General features: G+C 66.5%; 3 protein-coding genes. All 3 read left to right on the top strand.

From position 1 onward, the window contains the following. Positions 1–9: 9 nt before the first annotated feature. The 3 genes from QZM67_RS04455 to QZM67_RS04445 all read left to right on the top strand — a co-directional run bounded on the left by QZM67_RS04455 (position 10) and on the right by QZM67_RS04445 (position 17,524). Entirely contained in the window at positions 10–2,253 is a 2,244-nt protein-coding gene (locus tag QZM67_RS04455) for a tetratricopeptide repeat protein (RefSeq protein ID WP_301800945.1), read from the top strand. Beyond that, positions 2,250–4,490: a tetratricopeptide repeat protein gene (locus QZM67_RS04450; protein ID WP_301800944.1), complete on the top strand. Its 2,241-nt coding sequence runs from the start codon at positions 2,250–2,252 to the stop codon at positions 4,488–4,490. Before QZM67_RS04455 ends, QZM67_RS04450 begins: the two co-directional genes overlap by 4 nt. A 212-nt stretch (positions 4,491–4,702) precedes the next feature. Continuing rightward, a complete protein-coding gene (locus QZM67_RS04445) occupies positions 4,703–17,524 on the top strand; it encodes a filamentous haemagglutinin family protein (protein ID WP_301800942.1) in 12,822 nt (4,273 codons plus the stop codon). Positions 17,525–17,688: the final 164 nt, after the last annotated feature.

Below are 17,688 nucleotides of genomic sequence, written 5' to 3'. Positions count from 1 at the left end.
GGCCACACGATGACACCGAACGGGGAAGGGACGACATTGGCGAGCGCGACGATCGCGCCGGATCGCCGTCCGCCCGACACCATGCAGCTCGAACGGCTGCTCGTGCGCGCACGCAAGGCGCATCACGAGGGCGCGCTGCAGCATGCGGAGAACGCCTATGCCGAGCTGCTGGCGCTCGATCCCGAGCATCCGGAGGCGCTGCACCTGCTCGGCGCGGTGCGCTTCCAGCAGGGGCGGCTCGACGATGCCGAGCCGCTGATGCGGCGCTCGGTCGAGCGCCAGCCGGTGCCGCTCGCGCTCGCGAACTACTCGGCGGTGCTGGCCGGGCTCGGGCGCGAGCACGATGCGCTCGCGCGGCTCGACGAGGCGCTCGCGATCAATCCGGTGCATCAGCGCGTGCTGTTCCAGCGGGCCGGGCTGCTCGCGCAACTCGCGCGGTACGACGAAGCATGCGCGGTCTACGACCGCCTGCTCGAACTCACACCCGGTTTCGCCGACGGCTACGTGAAACGTAGCGACATGCTGCGCGCGCTCGGCCGCTTCGACGAAGCGCTCGCCGATTGCGACCGCGCGATCGCGCTCGCGGGGCGGACGTTCGACGCGATGCGCGCACGCGGGCTCGCATTGCGTGAACTCGGCCGCTTCCGTGACGCGGCGGACAGCTATGGCCACGCGCTCGCGCTGCGGCCGGGTAGCGCCGACGCGCTGTTCCTGCGCGGCGTCGCGTATCTCGACCTGCACGACCCCGAGTACGCACTGGCGGATTTCAACGCGGCGATCGCGGCGAGCCCCACGTACGTCGATGCGATCTTCAACAGCTCGATCGCGCTCGAACAGCTCGGCCGGCACGACGAAGCGCTGGTGCGTTGCGATCGTGCGCTCGCGATCGACCCGCACCATGCGCGCTCGCTCGCCAATCGCGGCAACGCGGCGAGCCACCTCGGCCGCTTCGCGGATGCGGTCGACAGCTATTCGCGCGCACTCGACGTGGAGCCGGGCAGCACGGGCGTGCTGTGCAACTACGCGAGCGCGCTGATGCAGGTGGCCCGTCATGACGATGCGCACGACATGTGCGACCGCGCGCTGGCGATCGACCCGCTCTATGCGCCCGCATCGTTCACGCGTGCGCGTGTCCGGCTTGAAGCGCATCGCTACGACGATGCGCTCGACGACCTCGCGCGCGTGATCGCCGCGACGCCGCGCGACAAGCTTGCGCACTTCCATCGCGGCAGCGCGTTGCGCGCGCTGCGACGTAACGAGGACGCGCTGCGCGCGTATGCGGAAGCGATTGACATCGATCCCGACTATGCGCACGCGCACTGCATGCGCGCGTTCCTGTGCCTGTCGATCGGCGACTTCGAGGCCGGCTGGGCCGAATACGAATGGCGCTGGCGCGACAGCCAGCTCGACGGCAGCCGGCGCGATTTCGCGCAGCCGCGCTGGACGCACGGGATGGCGCTCGACGGGCAGACGATCCTGCTGTATCCGGAGCAGGGGCTCGGCGACACGCTGCAGTTCTGCCGCTACGTGCCGCTCGTGAAGGCGCTCGGCGCACGCGTGGTGGTCGAGGCGCCGGTCGAGCTGAAGGCGCTGTTCGCGACGCTCGACGGCGTCGACGTGCTCGTCGCGCGTGGCGACCCGCTGCCGCCGTTCGACCTGCATTGCCCGCTGTTGAGCCTGCCGCTCGAATTTCGCACCGACCTGTCGTCGATCCCGGCGGGCGGTCCATACCTGCGCGCCGATCCCGCGCGGGTCGAGCACTGGCGCGCGCGGCTGGGTGCGACCGACCGGCCGCGCATCGGTCTCGTATGGTCCGGCAACCCGGCGCACCTGAATGACCGCAATCGCTCGATCACGCTCGCCGACCTGTTGCCGCTGCTCGACGACCGCTTCGAATGGGTCAGTCTGCAGAAAGTGATCCGCGACGAGGATCGTCCGGTGCTCGATGCGAGCCCGATCCGCTTCGTCGGCGACGAACTGACGGATTTCGCGGAAACGGCCGCGTTGACCGACGCGATGGATGCGGTGATCAGCGTCGATACGTCGGTCGCGCACCTGGCGGGCGCGCTCGGCCGGCCGCTCGCGGTCATGCTGCCGCACACGCCGGACTTCCGCTGGCTGCTCGATCGCGACGACAGCCCGTGGTATCCGGGCGCGCGACTGTTCCGCCAGCCGGAAGGCGGGCAGTGGGCGCCGGTCGTCGAACGGCTTCGCGACGCGTTGCCGGCGCTGGTGGCGGGAGCGTCGCGATGAGCACGGCGCAGGCACCGGCGTTCGGCGCGGGTGCCGCGCCGCTGCGGGCCGCCGTCGACGATGCGCTGCGCAATGCGCGCGCACGGCTCGAGCAACGCGACTACGCGGGCGCGAAACGGCTCTACGAGGGCGTGCTGGCGATGATGCCCGACCACGTCGAGGCGCTGCATCTGCTCGGGTTCGTGCATCTTCAGCTTGGCGATCCGGCACGTGCGGAGCCGCTGATCGAGCGCTCGATGCGCGCCGGGCTGAATCACCCGTGGAATTTCGTGAATCATGCGGAGGCGCTGAGCGGCACGGGCCGCCATCGCGAAGCGCTCAACGCGGCCGCGCAGGCGCTCGCGCGCGATCCCGGCCACGCGCAGGCCTACGCGGCACGCGGCGACGCGCTGCATGCGCTCGGCCGGCATGGCGAAGCAGTTGGCGCCTACGACCTTGCGCTGACGCGCGAGCCAGCGCGCACGGTGTCGTGGGTCCGGCGCGGCGAGGCATTGCGCGCGCTCGGCCGGCCCGCCGACGCGCTGATCAGCATCGAGCGCGCGCTGCGGATCGAGCCGGATGAGCCGGCGGCGCTTGTCGAACGCGGCCACGCGTTGCGCGCGCTCGGTCGCGGCGACGAGGCGCTGCATTGCTTCCAGCTCGCGATGGTGGTGCGCGGCAAGACACCCGATCTCATCTACGCGTGCGGCTATACGCTGATCGAACTGGGGCGTCCGGCCGAAGCGCTGGGGTGCCTCGACGAAGCGCTCGCACGGATGCCGGACGACATGCAGCTGCTGTTCGTGAGTTGTGTCGCGCTCGACCTGCTGCATTTGCGTGACGAGTTGCTGAAGCGCAGCGACCGGCTGCTGGTACGCGACCGCGACAACGTCGGTGCGTGGGTCGGCCGCGGCAACGCGCTGCTCGGGATGCGGCGGCACGAGGAAGCCGCGCACGCATACGGCGAAGCCCTCGCGCGCGCGCCGGCGGATTTCGATGCGCTGCGCAACCGGGCCGGCGCGCTGCGGGCGTGCGGTGCGTTCGACGAAGCGCTCGCGCATTACGACCGTGCGCTCGAAGCACGTGGTCCGCACGCGGAAGTGCTGTGCAATCGCGCGATCGCGCTGCAACTGCTCGGCCGCTACGACGACGCGCTTGCAAGTTATGCGGCGGCCGTCGGTGCGCCGGGCCGCACGGCGCAGGAGATCTATACGCGCGCGGTCGCCCGGCAACAGCTCGGCGACCACGAAGCCGCGCTCGTCGATTTCGCGCTGGCGTGCGGGCGCGACCAGAATCACGGCGTCGCGCGCCGGTCCGAGGCGTTCTGCCGCCTGGTGCTGGGCGACTTCGACGCCGGCTGGCGGCAGCATGAAGCGCGCTGGGATGCTGCCGACGTGACGCTGCATCGACGTCATGCGGACCGTCCGCAATGGACGGGCGACGAATCGCTCGCGGGCCGCACGCTGTTGCTGCATGCGGAGCAAGGCTTCGGCGACACGCTGCAGTTCTGCCGCTACGCGAGCCTCGCGCACGCGCGCGGCGCGACCGTGCTGATCGACGCGCCGGCGCCATTGGCCGAGTTGCTGGGCACGCTGCACGGCGTGAGCCGCGTCGTCGCCGACGGGCATCCGGCGCCGACGTTCGATTTCCATTGCCCGATGATGAGCCTGCCGTTCGCGTTCCGGACGACGCTCGATACGGTGCCGTCCGACGTGCCGTACCTGCATGCCGACCCGCAACGGCGCGCCGCATGGGTCGAACGGCTCGACGCGGTCGCCCGGCCGCAACGATTGCGCGTGGGGCTCGCGTGGTCGGGCAATCCGAATCATGCGAACGACGAGAACCGGTCGATGACGTTCGCCGCGCTCGCGCCGCTCGTCGCGCTCGATGCGACGTTCGTCAGTCTGCAGGTGGGCGCACGCCCGCGCGACGCCGACGCATTTGCGGCAAGCGGCGTGCTGTCGTTCGAGGCCGGGCTGAAGGATTTCGCGGAAACGGCTGCGCTCGTCGACACGCTGGACCTGGTGATTGCCGTCGATACGTCGGCCGTGCACCTGGCCGGCGCGCTCGGGCGCCCCGTGTGGGTGATGCTGCCGCGCGTGCCGGACTGGCGCTGGCTGCTCGAACGCGACGATAGCCCGTGGTACCCGAGCGCGACGCTGTTCCGGCAGGGGCTGCCCGGCGACTGGCCGGCGCTGGTCGAGCGTGTGGCGCAGGCCCTCGCGGCCCGCATCCGCACGCACCGCGCAACCGCGTGACCGGCCGACTGTGACAAAAGCTACGGACCTTTCCCATGCGGCCCGAATGGTCCGTAACACCCGCCACGCCGCTGCCATCGGGCCTTCGTATGTTCTTGGGATTCCAGTGGCCGGGGTCGATCCCGGTTGCAACGACCGAGCGCGAAAACGGATCGGCGCCGCTTTCGGCGCGACCGTCGTCAAGCGCAATTTCATAGGATTCGGGGTGAAGAATGGCAGCACGCGCACGCACGGCACGACAACCTGACGCGACGGGCTCGCGCCCGGTCCTGAAATCGGAACTGCGGCCGCTGGTCCGGGCCGTGGCCTTGATGCTGCTGGCGGGCGCGTCCGCGCACGTGCACGCGGCCGGCATCATGAACCTCGGGGCGGCGGCCGCGCGTGCATCGGGCGGCGGCGCGGGCGGCGCCGGTGGCGCGCCGGGCATGCCGAACCTGGGCGTATCGGCGCAGCAGGCGCTGCAGGCGAGCCAGCCGTCGATTCGCAACCTCGGGTATGCCGCGCATGCGATCGCCGCGCAGATTGCCGCGCAGCAGAATGCGGCCGCGGCGGCGGCGAAGCTGCCTTCGACCGTGCCGAACGGGCTGACGCCGGGCGGGCTGCAGGTGGCGGCCGGTGCGTCGAGCGATACGAACAATCCGGTGCTGTGGTTCAACGCGAATGCGCCGACGCAGAACGTCGACGGCAGCGGACACGTGAACGTCGACGTCAAGCAGACCGGGCAGAACGCAGTGCTGACCTGGGAGACGATGAACGTCGGCCGGCAGACGACGCTGAACTTCGACCAGTCGGCCGGCACGCAGACGAACGGCGCGAACAACTGGGCCGTGCTGAACCGGATCAACGATCCGAGCGGCAAGCCGAGCCAGATTCTCGGGAACATCACCGCGCAGGGCGCGGTGTATGTGATCAATCGTAATGGGGTGTTGTTTGGTGCAGGGTCGCAGGTCAACGTGCATTCGCTCGTGGCTTCATCGCTGAACCTGCTCGATATGAAAAACCAGCTCGTGCCGACGCCTGCGGGCATTGTGGCGAGCAATCAGCAGTTTTTGAGCTTGCCTGCGGGGACGACGGGCGGGCTGGCTTATCCGGAGTCGGGGAGTTCGAGCGGCACGGTCGGGTCGGGGGGCAAGCCGAACGAAGTGCTGGGACTGGGTAATCAGGTGCTGCTGACCGGCACGTACCAGGCGCCCGGTGACGTGACGATCGAGCAGGGTGCGTCGATCACGACGCATGTCAACGGTACGGCGAGCGATGGCGGCTTCGTGCTGGTCGCCGCGCCGAACGTGACGAACGCGGGCAGCATCTCGGCGACGTCGGGGCAGGTCGTGCTCGCGGCGGGGGTGGGGGTGAGCCTGCGGCCAAACGGAGCGGGGACGACGGCCAATCCTCAGGTCCTGTTGCCGGAGCTGAGCGGGCAAATCGTCACGACGGATCTGCAAACCGGATCCACGATCGACGTGACACCCGCCGGTACGTTGACCAATACGGGCATCGTGCAAGCTGCGCGTGGCAACGTGAACCTGCTCGGCAGCCGCGTTGCGCAAAACGGTGTAGTGGGCGTGACGACGAGCGTGAACACGCCGGGCACGATCACGCTCTCGACGGTGGACGAGTATGCGTCGAACAATCCGCTGGGCACACCGTATCCGAATCAGGTCCTGAACGGAGTCGACAATACAAGCCGTGCCGGCCTGCTGAGCTTCGGACCCGGTTCGGTAACGACGGTACTGCCCGACAACAACGGCCAGACCGCGACGTCCACGCCGGGTACGACCTTCACGCCGGGCGGCATTACGATGACGGCCGGTTCCGTCTGGTTCCAGGGCGGCTCGCTGATCGAGGCGCCGGGCTCGAACGTGTCGGTGACGGCCTATGCGCCGTCGATCGTGGCGAACAAGGTGCCGGGCCAGACGGCGGTGCCCGGCCGGATCTATGTGGACGACGGCGCGACGATCGACGTATCGGGGCTGGCGAACGTGCAGGTACCGATCTCGCAGACGCTCGTCACGGTTGACCGGATCGGCCAGAACGAATTGGCGGATTCACCGCTGCTGCGCAACAGCTTCCTGTTCGGACTGAAAGGTGTCGTCGTCGACAGCACGCTGACGGGCACGCGCAGCGACGGCGTGCAGTGGGTCGGCAGCCCGATCCTGAACCTGTCGGGTTACGTGAACCTGATTCCGCGTACCGTCGATCAACTGCTGACCAATGGCGGCACGATCACGCTGTCCGGCAACGAGGTGATGACCGCGGCAGGTTCGTCGATGAACCTGAACGGCGGGTATGTGCATTACAACGGCGGGATGGTCAACACGACGCGGCTCGTCGATGCCAACGGCGCAATCGTGCCGATCGGGCAGGCGAGCCCTTACGACAACTATGTCGGCATCGCCGGGCAGTTCATCGAAAGCCATCCGCGCTGGGGGGTGACGAAGTCCTGGTACAACCCGCTGCTGACCAGCGGCACCTACCAGTCCGACTACATCGTCGGCGGCAATGCGGGCACGCTCGACCTGTACGCGTCGCAGGCGCTGGTGCTCGACGGCGACATCAGCGCGCAGTCGTTCGGCGGTGCGAAGCAGATGCAGGGCAACAGCCTGCCGTCCGGCGGCATGTTCAACCTCGGTGCCGATCCGAAGCTGGCCGGCGGCGCGCTGGCAGGGATGACGTGGAACAGTGCCGTCAACTCGACCATCACGAACAACGGCGTTTCGGGATTGGCGATCCTGCAGGACAATGCGCCGCAACTCGGCGCGCTGATGCCGGGCTTTTCGATCGATACGCCTATCGACAAGACAGCGTCCCAGTCGCTGGCCGCCAATGATCCGGACAACCTGCTGACGACGCAGGTCGTGCCCGTTACGAAGCTGAACAACGGCGGTTTCGCGAACCTGAACGTGACCGGGGACAAGTACCTGGGCAAGGGCATCTTGGTTGCACAGGGCACGCAACTGAACGTGCAGCCGGGGGGCTCGATTTCGCTGAACAGTACGGTGGCCGGTGCCGACGTCAATGTTGCGGGGCGGCTGTCCGCGCCGTCCGGTTCGGTTTCGATCGCGAGCGGCGGCAATGTCGTCGTCGGGCCGCAGGGTGCGATCAGTGTGGCCGGACAGTGGGTGAACAACGACGTGCAGGCCGCGTCGGGCACGGTGCCAGGCAACAGCGAGTTCATCAACGGCGGGAGCATTTCACTGTCGGCGATACAGAGTGCGACCTTCGTGAACGGCAGCGCCGTGGATGCGACGGGGTCGATCCTGCTGCAGCCGGGCAGTGTGCTTGATGTATCGAGCGGCGGCGAAATGCTCGCGAACGGCCAGTTGCTGATGCAGAACGGCGTGCCGGCCGGGCGCGGGGGCAGCGTTGCGTTGCGGACCTACGCGGTACCGGCGAGCGGAGCGCAGTTCGGCGATACGGCTGACGGCGGCGCGAGCATGCCGAATGCTCAGCCGATAGCCGGACATATCGCGATGAACGGCTCGATGCTGAGCGAAGGCTTTTCCGGTGGCGGCACACTGACGCTGCAGGCACTGGGCTTCCGGATCGGCGGAGCGGAGTCTGCAGCGTCTCCGTGGGACCTGTACTTGCCCGAGAATTTCTTTTCCCGACAGGGCTTCGGCAAGTATGTGCTGAATGCGTATTACAACGCGATCGTCGCACCGGGCGCGACGGTTGCGCTGACGCAATTGAACCGTATTCCGGACGCGGTGGCGCTCCAGCAGGCGGGCTCGGGCGCAAATCCGGCGACGGCCGGCCTGACCACGATCGGCCAGCTGGACGCGTATCATCGGCAGCCCACGAGCCTTGCGCTGACGGGCGGGGGTTACGTAGCATGGCCGAACGCGGCGGGTACGGGATCGGTGTCGTATCCTGGCGTGACCGGTTCGGTCACATTGTCGTCCGGTGCGTCGATTGACGCGGATGCGGGTGCGAGCGTCGCGCTCACGTCGCCAAAGCAGGTCACCGTGCTCGGGGCGGTGGTCGCGCCGGGCGGGGCGATCACGCTGAGCGCGAATGCTGGCGGAATTGTGGCCGGGCAGAGCAGCCGGTCCGTCTGGCTTGGCTCGAATGCGACGCTCGACGTGTCGGGCGTCGCGCTTGCCAATCCGCTTGCTTCGCCGGTCAAGATCGGCGGAACGGCCGCGGTACCGCATACGGGCAAGGTGTTGCCGGGCGGATCGGTGACGCTGTCGAGCGATACGGGTTATGTGGTCGCGCAGGCCGGTTCGACGATCGACGTGTCGGGTGCGTCGGCGAACTTCGACCAACTGCAGGCGAACGGCACCTATGCGCGTCAGCCAGTGTGGAGCGATGCCGGGTCAATCACGCTGTCGGCCGCGTATGGTCTCTTCTCGGATGCGACCCTGGCTGGCCACGGTGGAGCGCCGCAGGCGCGCGGCGGTACGCTGTCGATCCTGCCGCATCAGAATAGCGGATCGGCCGGCGCGACCGGGCTCGTCGTCCGTCAGAGCGGGATGCTCGTTCCCGTCGGTCTCGTGCCCGGCCAGGATTTTTCGACGGCGATCGACCCGACCACCGGGCAACCGATCGGTCAGCCGACCGGCGTGATCCAGTTCGCCACCGACCGCCTGAACGATTCGGGAATCGCGAATCTCGTGCTCGGCGACAGCACACCGTCCCCGACTCCTGTATCGGTACCACCGATCGTGTTTGCCGGTGACGTGAACCTGACATTGCCCGAGTCGGTGACGCTGAACACCGGACGCATCGCGGCGATCGGAATGGACCAGCTCTCGACGCTGCTGTCGACACCGGCCCAGCCGGCAAGCGGCAATTCGGTGCTGGTGAACCTGCTCGCGCAACCGCCAGCGCATCCGCTCGGCACGACGGTGACGATCAACGCACCTTATGTTGCGCTGGTCGGCCCGACGGCAACCTCGTCAACGCCCGCATTCGCGCCGGTTGCGACGCTTTCCGACGCGACGCTGAACGTGAACGCGTCGTTCCTCGACCTGCGCAATCAGATCCAGCTCAACAATATCGGTCAGGCGACCCTCGCAAGCAGTGGCGATATCCGACTCGGTTCGACCAGCGTGGCGCAGAGCGGCCCCGCCGGGCTGGTTCCCGGCGTACTGTACACGCCGGGCAACGTGACGTTCAACGCGGCGGACGTTTATCCGGCAACCGGCAGCACGTTCATCGTCGATGCGGTCGGCCCGGTCGATTCGACCACCGGCAAACCCGCGCCGACCACCGTTACGTTCGGCACGACTGGTGCGTCCGGCACGCCGCTGTCGGCAGGCGGCACGCTGCTCGTCGACGCGACGAACATCGTGCAGGGCGGTGCCGTGCGCGCGCCGTCCGGCTCGCTCGTATTCGGCGTCGGCGACCCGACGAACAGTGCGACGCAGAAGCAGTTCGGCAACCTGCCGCTGGTCGCGACCGATTCGGTGACGTTCGCGAACGGCAGCGTGACGTCGGTTTCGAACGGCAGATCGATCATTCCTTACGGCACGACGGTCGATGGCGTCGAATGGCAGTTCAACCCGCTCGCGGGCACGACGGCGCCTGACCTGAGTGCGCCGCCGGCCAAGTACATCGGCGTGAACGGCACCAGCGTCGCACTCAACAAGGGCGCGACGATCGACCTGTCCGGCGGCGGTGACCTGCAGGCCGCCGAATGGGTGCCGGGCACGGGCGGCACGCGCGACGTGCTGTCGCAATACAACGTGAGCTATGCGAACGGCAAGGGTGCAACGGCCGTGCCGGTCAACGCGGGCGCCGGGAACGTCTACGCGATCGTGCCGGGCACGCAAGCGCCGGTTGCCGCCTACGATCCGCTGTTTGCACAGATCCTGCAGCCTGATGTCGCCAGCAACGGGACGCCGACGACCAAGACCGTGACGCTGGGTGTCGGCCAGGCCGGGATGAACGACGCGATCGGCAAGGCCGTGTACCTGTCCGGCGTGCCGGGCCTCGCACCTGGCTATTACACGCTGCTGCCCGGCAAGTACGCGACGCTGCCGGGCGCCTATCGCGTGACGGTATCGGCGACGACCGGCAACGTCGTGCCGGGCGCGTCGCAGGTGCTACCGGACGGCACCGTCGTGGCGGCCGGGTATTTTGCCGATGCGGTGACGGGCGGCCGCAGCGCGACGCCGACGCTCTTCAACGTGCAGTCGGGTGCGACGTGGCAGCAGTACTCGCAATACATGCTGAAGGGGGCGAACGACTTCTTCACGACGCAGGCCGTGAAGCAGGGCAACGTGACGCCGCCGCTGCCGGTGGACGGCGGCCAGCTCGTGCTGGCTGCAACGAAGGCGCTCACGCTCGGTGCGACGCTGAACGCGGCGGCAGGTGTGGGCGGCGCGCCGGCCGAGGTCGACGTCGCGTCTCAGGACATCCAGATCACCGGCAACGGCAGCGCGGCGCTGCCTGGCTATCTGCAGATCGGCGGCGATGCGCTCGATTCGCTGAACGCCGGCAGCCTGCTGATCGGCGGCACGCGCGCCGCGACGACGAAGGGCGTGACGATCACGCCGATTGCGAACAGCGTGGTGGTGTCGAACGATGCCGGCTCGTCGTTGAAGGGCCCAGAGATCCTGCTCGTGACGAAGACCGACGCGAGCGGCACGGATTCGAGCGCGGCGAATGGCTTGCGTGTCGACGCGGGGGCGTCGATCGTAGCCGCCGGCGACTACCCGGCCGCGAAGGACCAGCCGATCACGATCGCAGGCGACGGCGCGCTGCTGCGCGTATCGAACGGCGCGATGGCGCCGCTTACGCGCACGGGCGGCACCGGCACGGGGCTGCTGGCGGTCGGTGCAGGCGCGACGTTGTCGGGCGGCCAGGCGCTGATGCTCGATTCGTCGGGCAACCTGAAGGTCGATCCGAGCGCGGTGCTGTCGGGCAAAGCGATTACCGCGGACGGCTCGGCGATCACGTTCACGAATGCGAGCGGTGCGGCCGCCGCGAACCTGCCGGGCTTCGTGATCGATCCGGCCGGGCTCGCGCAGCTTGCCAACGCGGATCTCGTTTCGCTGCGCAGCTATGGCGCAATGGGTTTCGTCGGCGATGTGAACGCGACGTTCGGCAAGAGCGTCGACCTGAGCGCCGGCACGTTCACGAGCGACGGCGGCCACGTCACGTTGAACGGGCAGCAGATCGCATTCACGAACGAGACGGGCGCACCCACCAGTGCGGGTACGACAGGCAGTGGCACGCTGACGGTCAACGGGAAGGAGATCGACTTCGGCGCAGGCACGAAGACGCTGAGCGGGTTCTCGTCGGTGAACATGACCGCGAGCGGCGGCATCGTGGGGCAAGGCACGGGGACGTTCGATTTCGGTGCAATGCCGGTGACGCTGAATGCCCCGGTGTATCTGGCCGATACGAGTTCCGCGTCGACCGTGAAGACGTCCGGTGTCCTGACGCTGAACGGCGCAGCGGGCACGGCGCTGACGACAACGCCGGTCGGCGGCGCGTGGAAATTCGTTGGCAGCACGGTGGCCGACAACGGCGCGACGATCGCGGCACCGGCCGGCAACGTGAGCCTCGAGGCGACCACCGGCAACCTGACGATCGGCAGCGGTTCGACGGTCAGCGCCGCGGGCGTGTCGAAACAGTTCTTTGACGTGACGCAGTACGCGCCGGCCGGTTCGATCATCCTGACCGCCGATGCAGGGACGGTCGACGTGCAGTCGGGCGCAACGCTCGATTTCTCGGGCGCGAAAGGCGGCGGCGCGGCAGGCAGCCTGACACTGTCTGCGCCGAAGCAGGTCGTGAATCTCAACGGCACGATCAAGGGCGGCGCGACGAACGGCTATGCGGGCGGCTCGCTGTCGCTCGACACGGCCGGGGCGGCCGATCTCGATTCGTTGGCGCAGACGCTCGCATCGAGCGGCGTGAACCAGTCGATTGCGGTTCATACGAAGTCCGGCAACCTGACGTTGTCGGCCGGTAACGCGCTGACCGCGCGCTCGGTGTCGCTGACGGCCGACGGCGGCGCGGGCAATGCGTCGGACACGGCGAACGGCAACGTGAACGTGCTGGGCACGATCGACGCGTCGGGCAAGGCGGGCGGGCAGATCGACCTGTACGGCCGCAGCGGCGTCGATGTCGAGGGCACGCTGCTCGCACGCGGCTCCGACCCGACGCAGCGCGGTGGCAAGGTGAACATCGGCACGAGCGCGGTGTTCGATCCGACAGTGGCGAACCCGTACAACGCGACCTATGGCTACGAGAACATCGATCCGTCGCGTTCGGGGCTGATCCGTGTCGGTGCGAATGCGCTGATCGACGTATCGGGCGGGACGGCCGGCGGGTTGTCGGGCGGCACGGTGAATTTCCGCGCGCCGTTGCTCGCGGATGGCAGCGTCGATGTTCAGCTGCCGAATGCGTTCAACGACGGCAAGGGCATCGTCGGTTCCCGTGCGACAACGCTCGAGGCGTACGCGACGTGGAGCACGACCGATACGACGTCGGGTGCGCAGCACTTCGACGGCATCGTCGATCCGGCAGGCTGGTACGACAGCAAAGGGCATTTGCTGGCCGGTACGTTCACGGCACAAGGCACCAATCCGCCAACCTTCACGTTTGCGCCGAATGCGAGCGGCGACGGTGGCGGCACGCTGACGAACAACGCGACCGGTGCACAGGTAACGCTGACGGGGAGCCAGTCAGACCTGGCTTCGCTGTACAACGGTGTGGCGTCGATTGGCTTCCCGGGAGCGAGCGGCGCATACTTCGTTCCGACGACTGCGAACGCCGATCATCAGAACTACTACGGCGGACAGATCGTCAAGGCGAGCGACGGCACGCTGTCGATGACTCCCGGCACGCTGATGGGATTCATTCGGAGCGGGCTTGGCGCCAACGGGCCGACACTGCAGGGCTCGACGGCGAACATCGCGAATTTCCGCGTGGCACCCGGTGTCGAATTCGACAATCCGAGCACGGCGATCAATGGCGGCAACATCTCGGTCCTGTCCAACTGGAATCTCGGTGCGGGACTGCCGAACAACAGCGGGACGATCGATCCGTCGTATCGTTATAACGGGACGGTCGCGCCGATGCTGACGTTCCGCGCATCGAACAATTTCGATGCGGAAGCGAGCATTACCGACGGATTTTTTCAGAGCCAGGTCGCGACGATTCTGGGGGCGGCGGGGAATGCCTCTGCGACGGGGACGTATGCCGCTGCGTTGACCCTTTACAACAGCCTGATGTCGGTTGACGATCCCGCATCGATCACCGTGCAATTTACCGATGGATCGAGCCAATCGCTGACGTCGATCGGCAGCAATCCGACGAATCCGCTATACGACCCAAACGTTGCGCTGACCGCGCCGCTTCAGAATCAAGCGGCTCAGTACTACTCCGACTATCTGCAGTACGGTAGTTCATGGGGTTCGTATTACGGTTACTGGGCAAGTGGGAAATACGCATTCCACATCATGCCTTATATCCCGTTGCGCACGCCGGCTCCGGTGCTGTCGAACTATGCGTCCTACAAGGATTATGCCGACGCGTACTATGGTCCGGGCTCGTGGTTCCAGGGGTACTCAATTAATACAGTTGCCGGCGTGGTGCGGAACGGCGTCGTCCTCTTCGAGCCATTTGGCACGCCGACACCGCCGGTCCTGTCGTCGAAGCCCAGTGATTATGAGCAGTACATTGCCTTGTACGGAACTTATCTGGATCGATTGTCTTTCACGAAGTCTCCGAACCTGGTGTTCGTGAATCCCAGGAATGCGTACAGTTTCTTCTACGCACCGGCCGCTCCGCTGTCGATCGCGAACTCAGGCGTCAATATAGGTGCGTTGCCGGGCAACGCACCCGCGAACGTTGCTACTGCCGACAACCCGTTACCGATCAGCTATGCAGCATTGCTGAGCGGTCAAAGCACGTCGTACCGTATTGTCGGTGGCGCAGATCTGGCGAGTGCCAATCCCCTCGCCGTGCAACCGAGCGCAGCGTTCAGTTCGGCGAGTGGGCCCGCGGGCAACGTCACATTGAATCAGCACACTGCCTATATCGACTCGAACGGGTTGGCCTTGCTGCAGCCGACAACGATCAGGACGGGAACGGGTTCGATCGACATTGCGGCGGCCACCGATTTCACGCTGGCCGATACGACCGCTCCAGGGGTCGTGTACACGGCGGGCGCGCCTGCGCAGGGTTCGCCCGCGTTGGGGCTGGCCTCGGCTGTCGCTAAAGGCGGCCCAGGCCGGCAAGACATTCTGGTTACGCCGGCCGTGAACCCTGATTCGGCCGGCGACCTTTCGATTCGCGTGCAGGGCGATATCAACGGAATTCAGAACGTGACCGATGCGACGGGTGCGGTGACCGGCGGCGTGGGGAACAATATCGGCCAGTACTGGTGGCCGTGGATGCAGATCACCGCGGCGAAAACCTCGGATGGTTATGGCATTCAGGCTCCGTTGACCCGATCGTCGATCGATTTCGGCGCATTCGGTCAAGGCGTGATGAGCGTTGGCGGCAACGTGTCGATCAGCGCCGGTGGCAATATTGCCGACCTCGCCGTGTCGCTGCCGACTACGTGGTACTTGAACGAAAGCGGTAAGCCTGTGACTGTCGGAGGTGGAAATCTGACGGTGCGAGCCGGTGCCGATATTCTGAGCGGCGATTACTTCGTCGCGAAGGGCTCAGGGACGATATCGGCTGGCGGAAGCATCGGATCTGATATAGCCGTGTCATCTCCCATGGCGCTTGTGAAGGCCCCGATTGCCGTATCGACGGTGCTTGCGACGCAGGATGGCGTGCTCGATGTCACGGCGCGTCAAGGCGTTGAAATCGGCGCAGTGCTGAACCCGTCGTATGCAAGTCGTTTCGACCCGCCAGGCGGGCAACTCGCCACTACAATCAACCTGTCGAATTACGGCCAGTATGCCGACAGCAAGGGATACTCGCCGACTTCTGCGGTGAATGTGCTGTCTACAACCGGAGACGTCCGGCTCGGCTCGCTCGGCGGCTTGTTGACAGGGGCCAATGGCGTACTGCCGGCTAGCGTCAATCTGACGGCATTTGACGGCGGGATCAATATCGACTCGGGTGGTGTGCTTTATCCGTCGGCCGTCGGCCAGTTGAATCTGGTTGCGGATCGATCCGTGAATCTATCCAGCATATCGTCCGTACTGGTAGGGACGAATCTGCCGAATACGTTCGGTATGTCCGACGCCGATCCTTCGCAGATGCCTTCGCCGACAAATCCACTAGCGGTGATTCCGGCGTTGACGAATACGACGCTCGCTGCCCATGCGCTGAATGCACTTCACGGTGACGACTTGCAGCCCGCACGCATCTACAGCCTGAATGGAAGCATCGTCAACGGCACGGTGGACAATCCCAACTTCAATGACGGCTTCTACCGGAGCCTCATTACGCTATCGATCGACAAACCGGCGCTTCTGCAAGCCGGGCAGGACATCGTTAACCTCGCGTTCTGGGGGCAAAACCTGCGCAGTTCCGATGTGACCCGAGTCGTGGCCGGCCGAGATATCTACGACACGCCGATCCCTTACATCGGCGGCGGCGCTGTTCCGGTGCTGGCGATCGGCGGGCCCGGATGGTTCGATATACAGGCGGGACGCAACATCGGCCCGCTGTCGAGTCAGGCCGAGTTGTACAACCAGGTTGTCAATACAGGTGGGCTCGCACATGTTTTCACCGGTATCGACGCGGTAGGTAACGCGAACAACCCGAACCTGCCGCACGAGAGCGCGAACGTCAACGTGCTGTTCGGCGTCGGGCCGGGTGTCGATCTGCCGGGATTCGTTTCGGCCTATATCGCTCCGGGTAGCTCCGTTGCCGGTGTGCCGAGTGCGACGCCTGCATTGATCGCGTTCATGGAGCAGTACAACGCGGGGCTTGGCGTCGATACGGGATTGCAGGCGGACAAGGACGCCGCGCTGGCGAAGGTCGGCCGGTTGACGGCCGACGACGCGTGGAAGCAATTCCAGGCGTTGCCGTCTTACATCCAGCAGCTTTTCGCGGAACAGGTGCTGTTCGGCGTGCTGGCGCAGGTCGGTGCGGACTTCAACGACCCGGCGAGCCGGTACAACGGCAAGTATTCGCGAGGTTACCAGGCGATCAACACGTTGTTCCCCGCTGCGTTCGGCTATACGGCGAACAATCTGGAGGGCGGCTCGAATGGGGCGAACAAGCCCGCGAGCACGGGCAACCTCGATATCCGCAGCACGACGATCCAGACGCAGCAAGGCGGCGACGTGACGATCCTCGGGCCGGGCGGGCAGGCGCTCGTCGGCAGTACGACGGCGCCGCCGCAGATCGTCGGCAGTGGCGGGAACGTCGTTGCGGGCCCCGGCACGATGGGGATCCTGACGCTCGAGAAGGGTAACGTCGACATCTTCACGGACCAGAGCGTGCTGCTCGCACAGAGCCGGATCTTCACCGAACAGGGCGGCGACATGACGATCTGGAGTTCGAACGGCGACATCAACGCGGGCAAGGGCGCGAAGACGTCGGCGGACACGCCGGCGCCGCAGTACATTTGCGATGCGAACCACTACTGCACGGTCGATTCGCGCGGGCAGGTGACGGGGGCGGGGATCGCGACGCTGCAGAGCATCCCGGGCGCACCGAAGGGCACGGTCAACCTGATCGCGCCGCGGGGTACCGTCGATGCTGGTGATGCGGGCATACGCGCAGGCAACCTCAACGTCGCCGCGTTGCGTGTCGTGAACGCGGACAACATCCAGGTGACCGGCAAGGCGACCGGTATCCCGCTCGTTCAGGCGGTGAATACGGGCGCGCTGACTGCCGCGAGTTCGGCGGCGTCGGCGGCGAGCCAGGTCGCGCAGGACATCGCGAAGAACAATGCATCGGGCGTTGCTCCGCGCCGCTGGACGATCAGCGTGCAGGTCGAGGGCTTCGGGGATAACGGTACGGATGGCGGGTCGAAGCGGCGCAGGTCGGAGCAGGTTGGTTACGATTCGTCGAACTCGGTCGCCCTGCTTGGGTTCGGCGCGGCGGGGCCGACCCAGCGGACTTTGCTTGGCAAGGAAGAACTCGTGAAATTGAACAGGTTCTGAGTTCGACCCGAACTGAGTGTGTTGAGCTGCCAGGATCCGCGTCGATCGAATTGAATGGACGCACCTGCCCCCGTTTCGTGTTCGGAGTGGGGGCATGTCGTTTTAAGGCCCCGAGTTGCACTAGCTCAGGCAGCCTGCTGGTCAACGGGAACGAAGACGTCGCG

Origin of the sequence: Burkholderia sp. AU45251, from assembly GCF_030482905.1 — a bacterium.
GTDB classification, from domain to species: domain Bacteria; phylum Pseudomonadota; class Gammaproteobacteria; order Burkholderiales; family Burkholderiaceae; genus Burkholderia; species Burkholderia aenigmatica.
The sequence above is the reverse complement of the archived record's forward strand: the minus strand, read 5'-3'. Positions and strand labels throughout refer to the sequence as shown.

Bases quoted from the DNA above. Each gene is read 5' to 3' on its own strand.
- QZM67_RS04455 (WP_301800945.1), top strand. From the start codon at position 10: ATGACACCGAACGGGGAAGGGACGACATTGGCGAGCGCGACGATCGCG.
- QZM67_RS04450 (WP_301800944.1), top strand. From the start codon at position 2,250: ATGAGCACGGCGCAGGCACCGGCGTTCGGCGCGGGTGCCGCGCCGCTG.
- QZM67_RS04445 (WP_301800942.1), top strand. From the start codon at position 4,703: ATGGCAGCACGCGCACGCACGGCACGACAACCTGACGCGACGGGCTCG.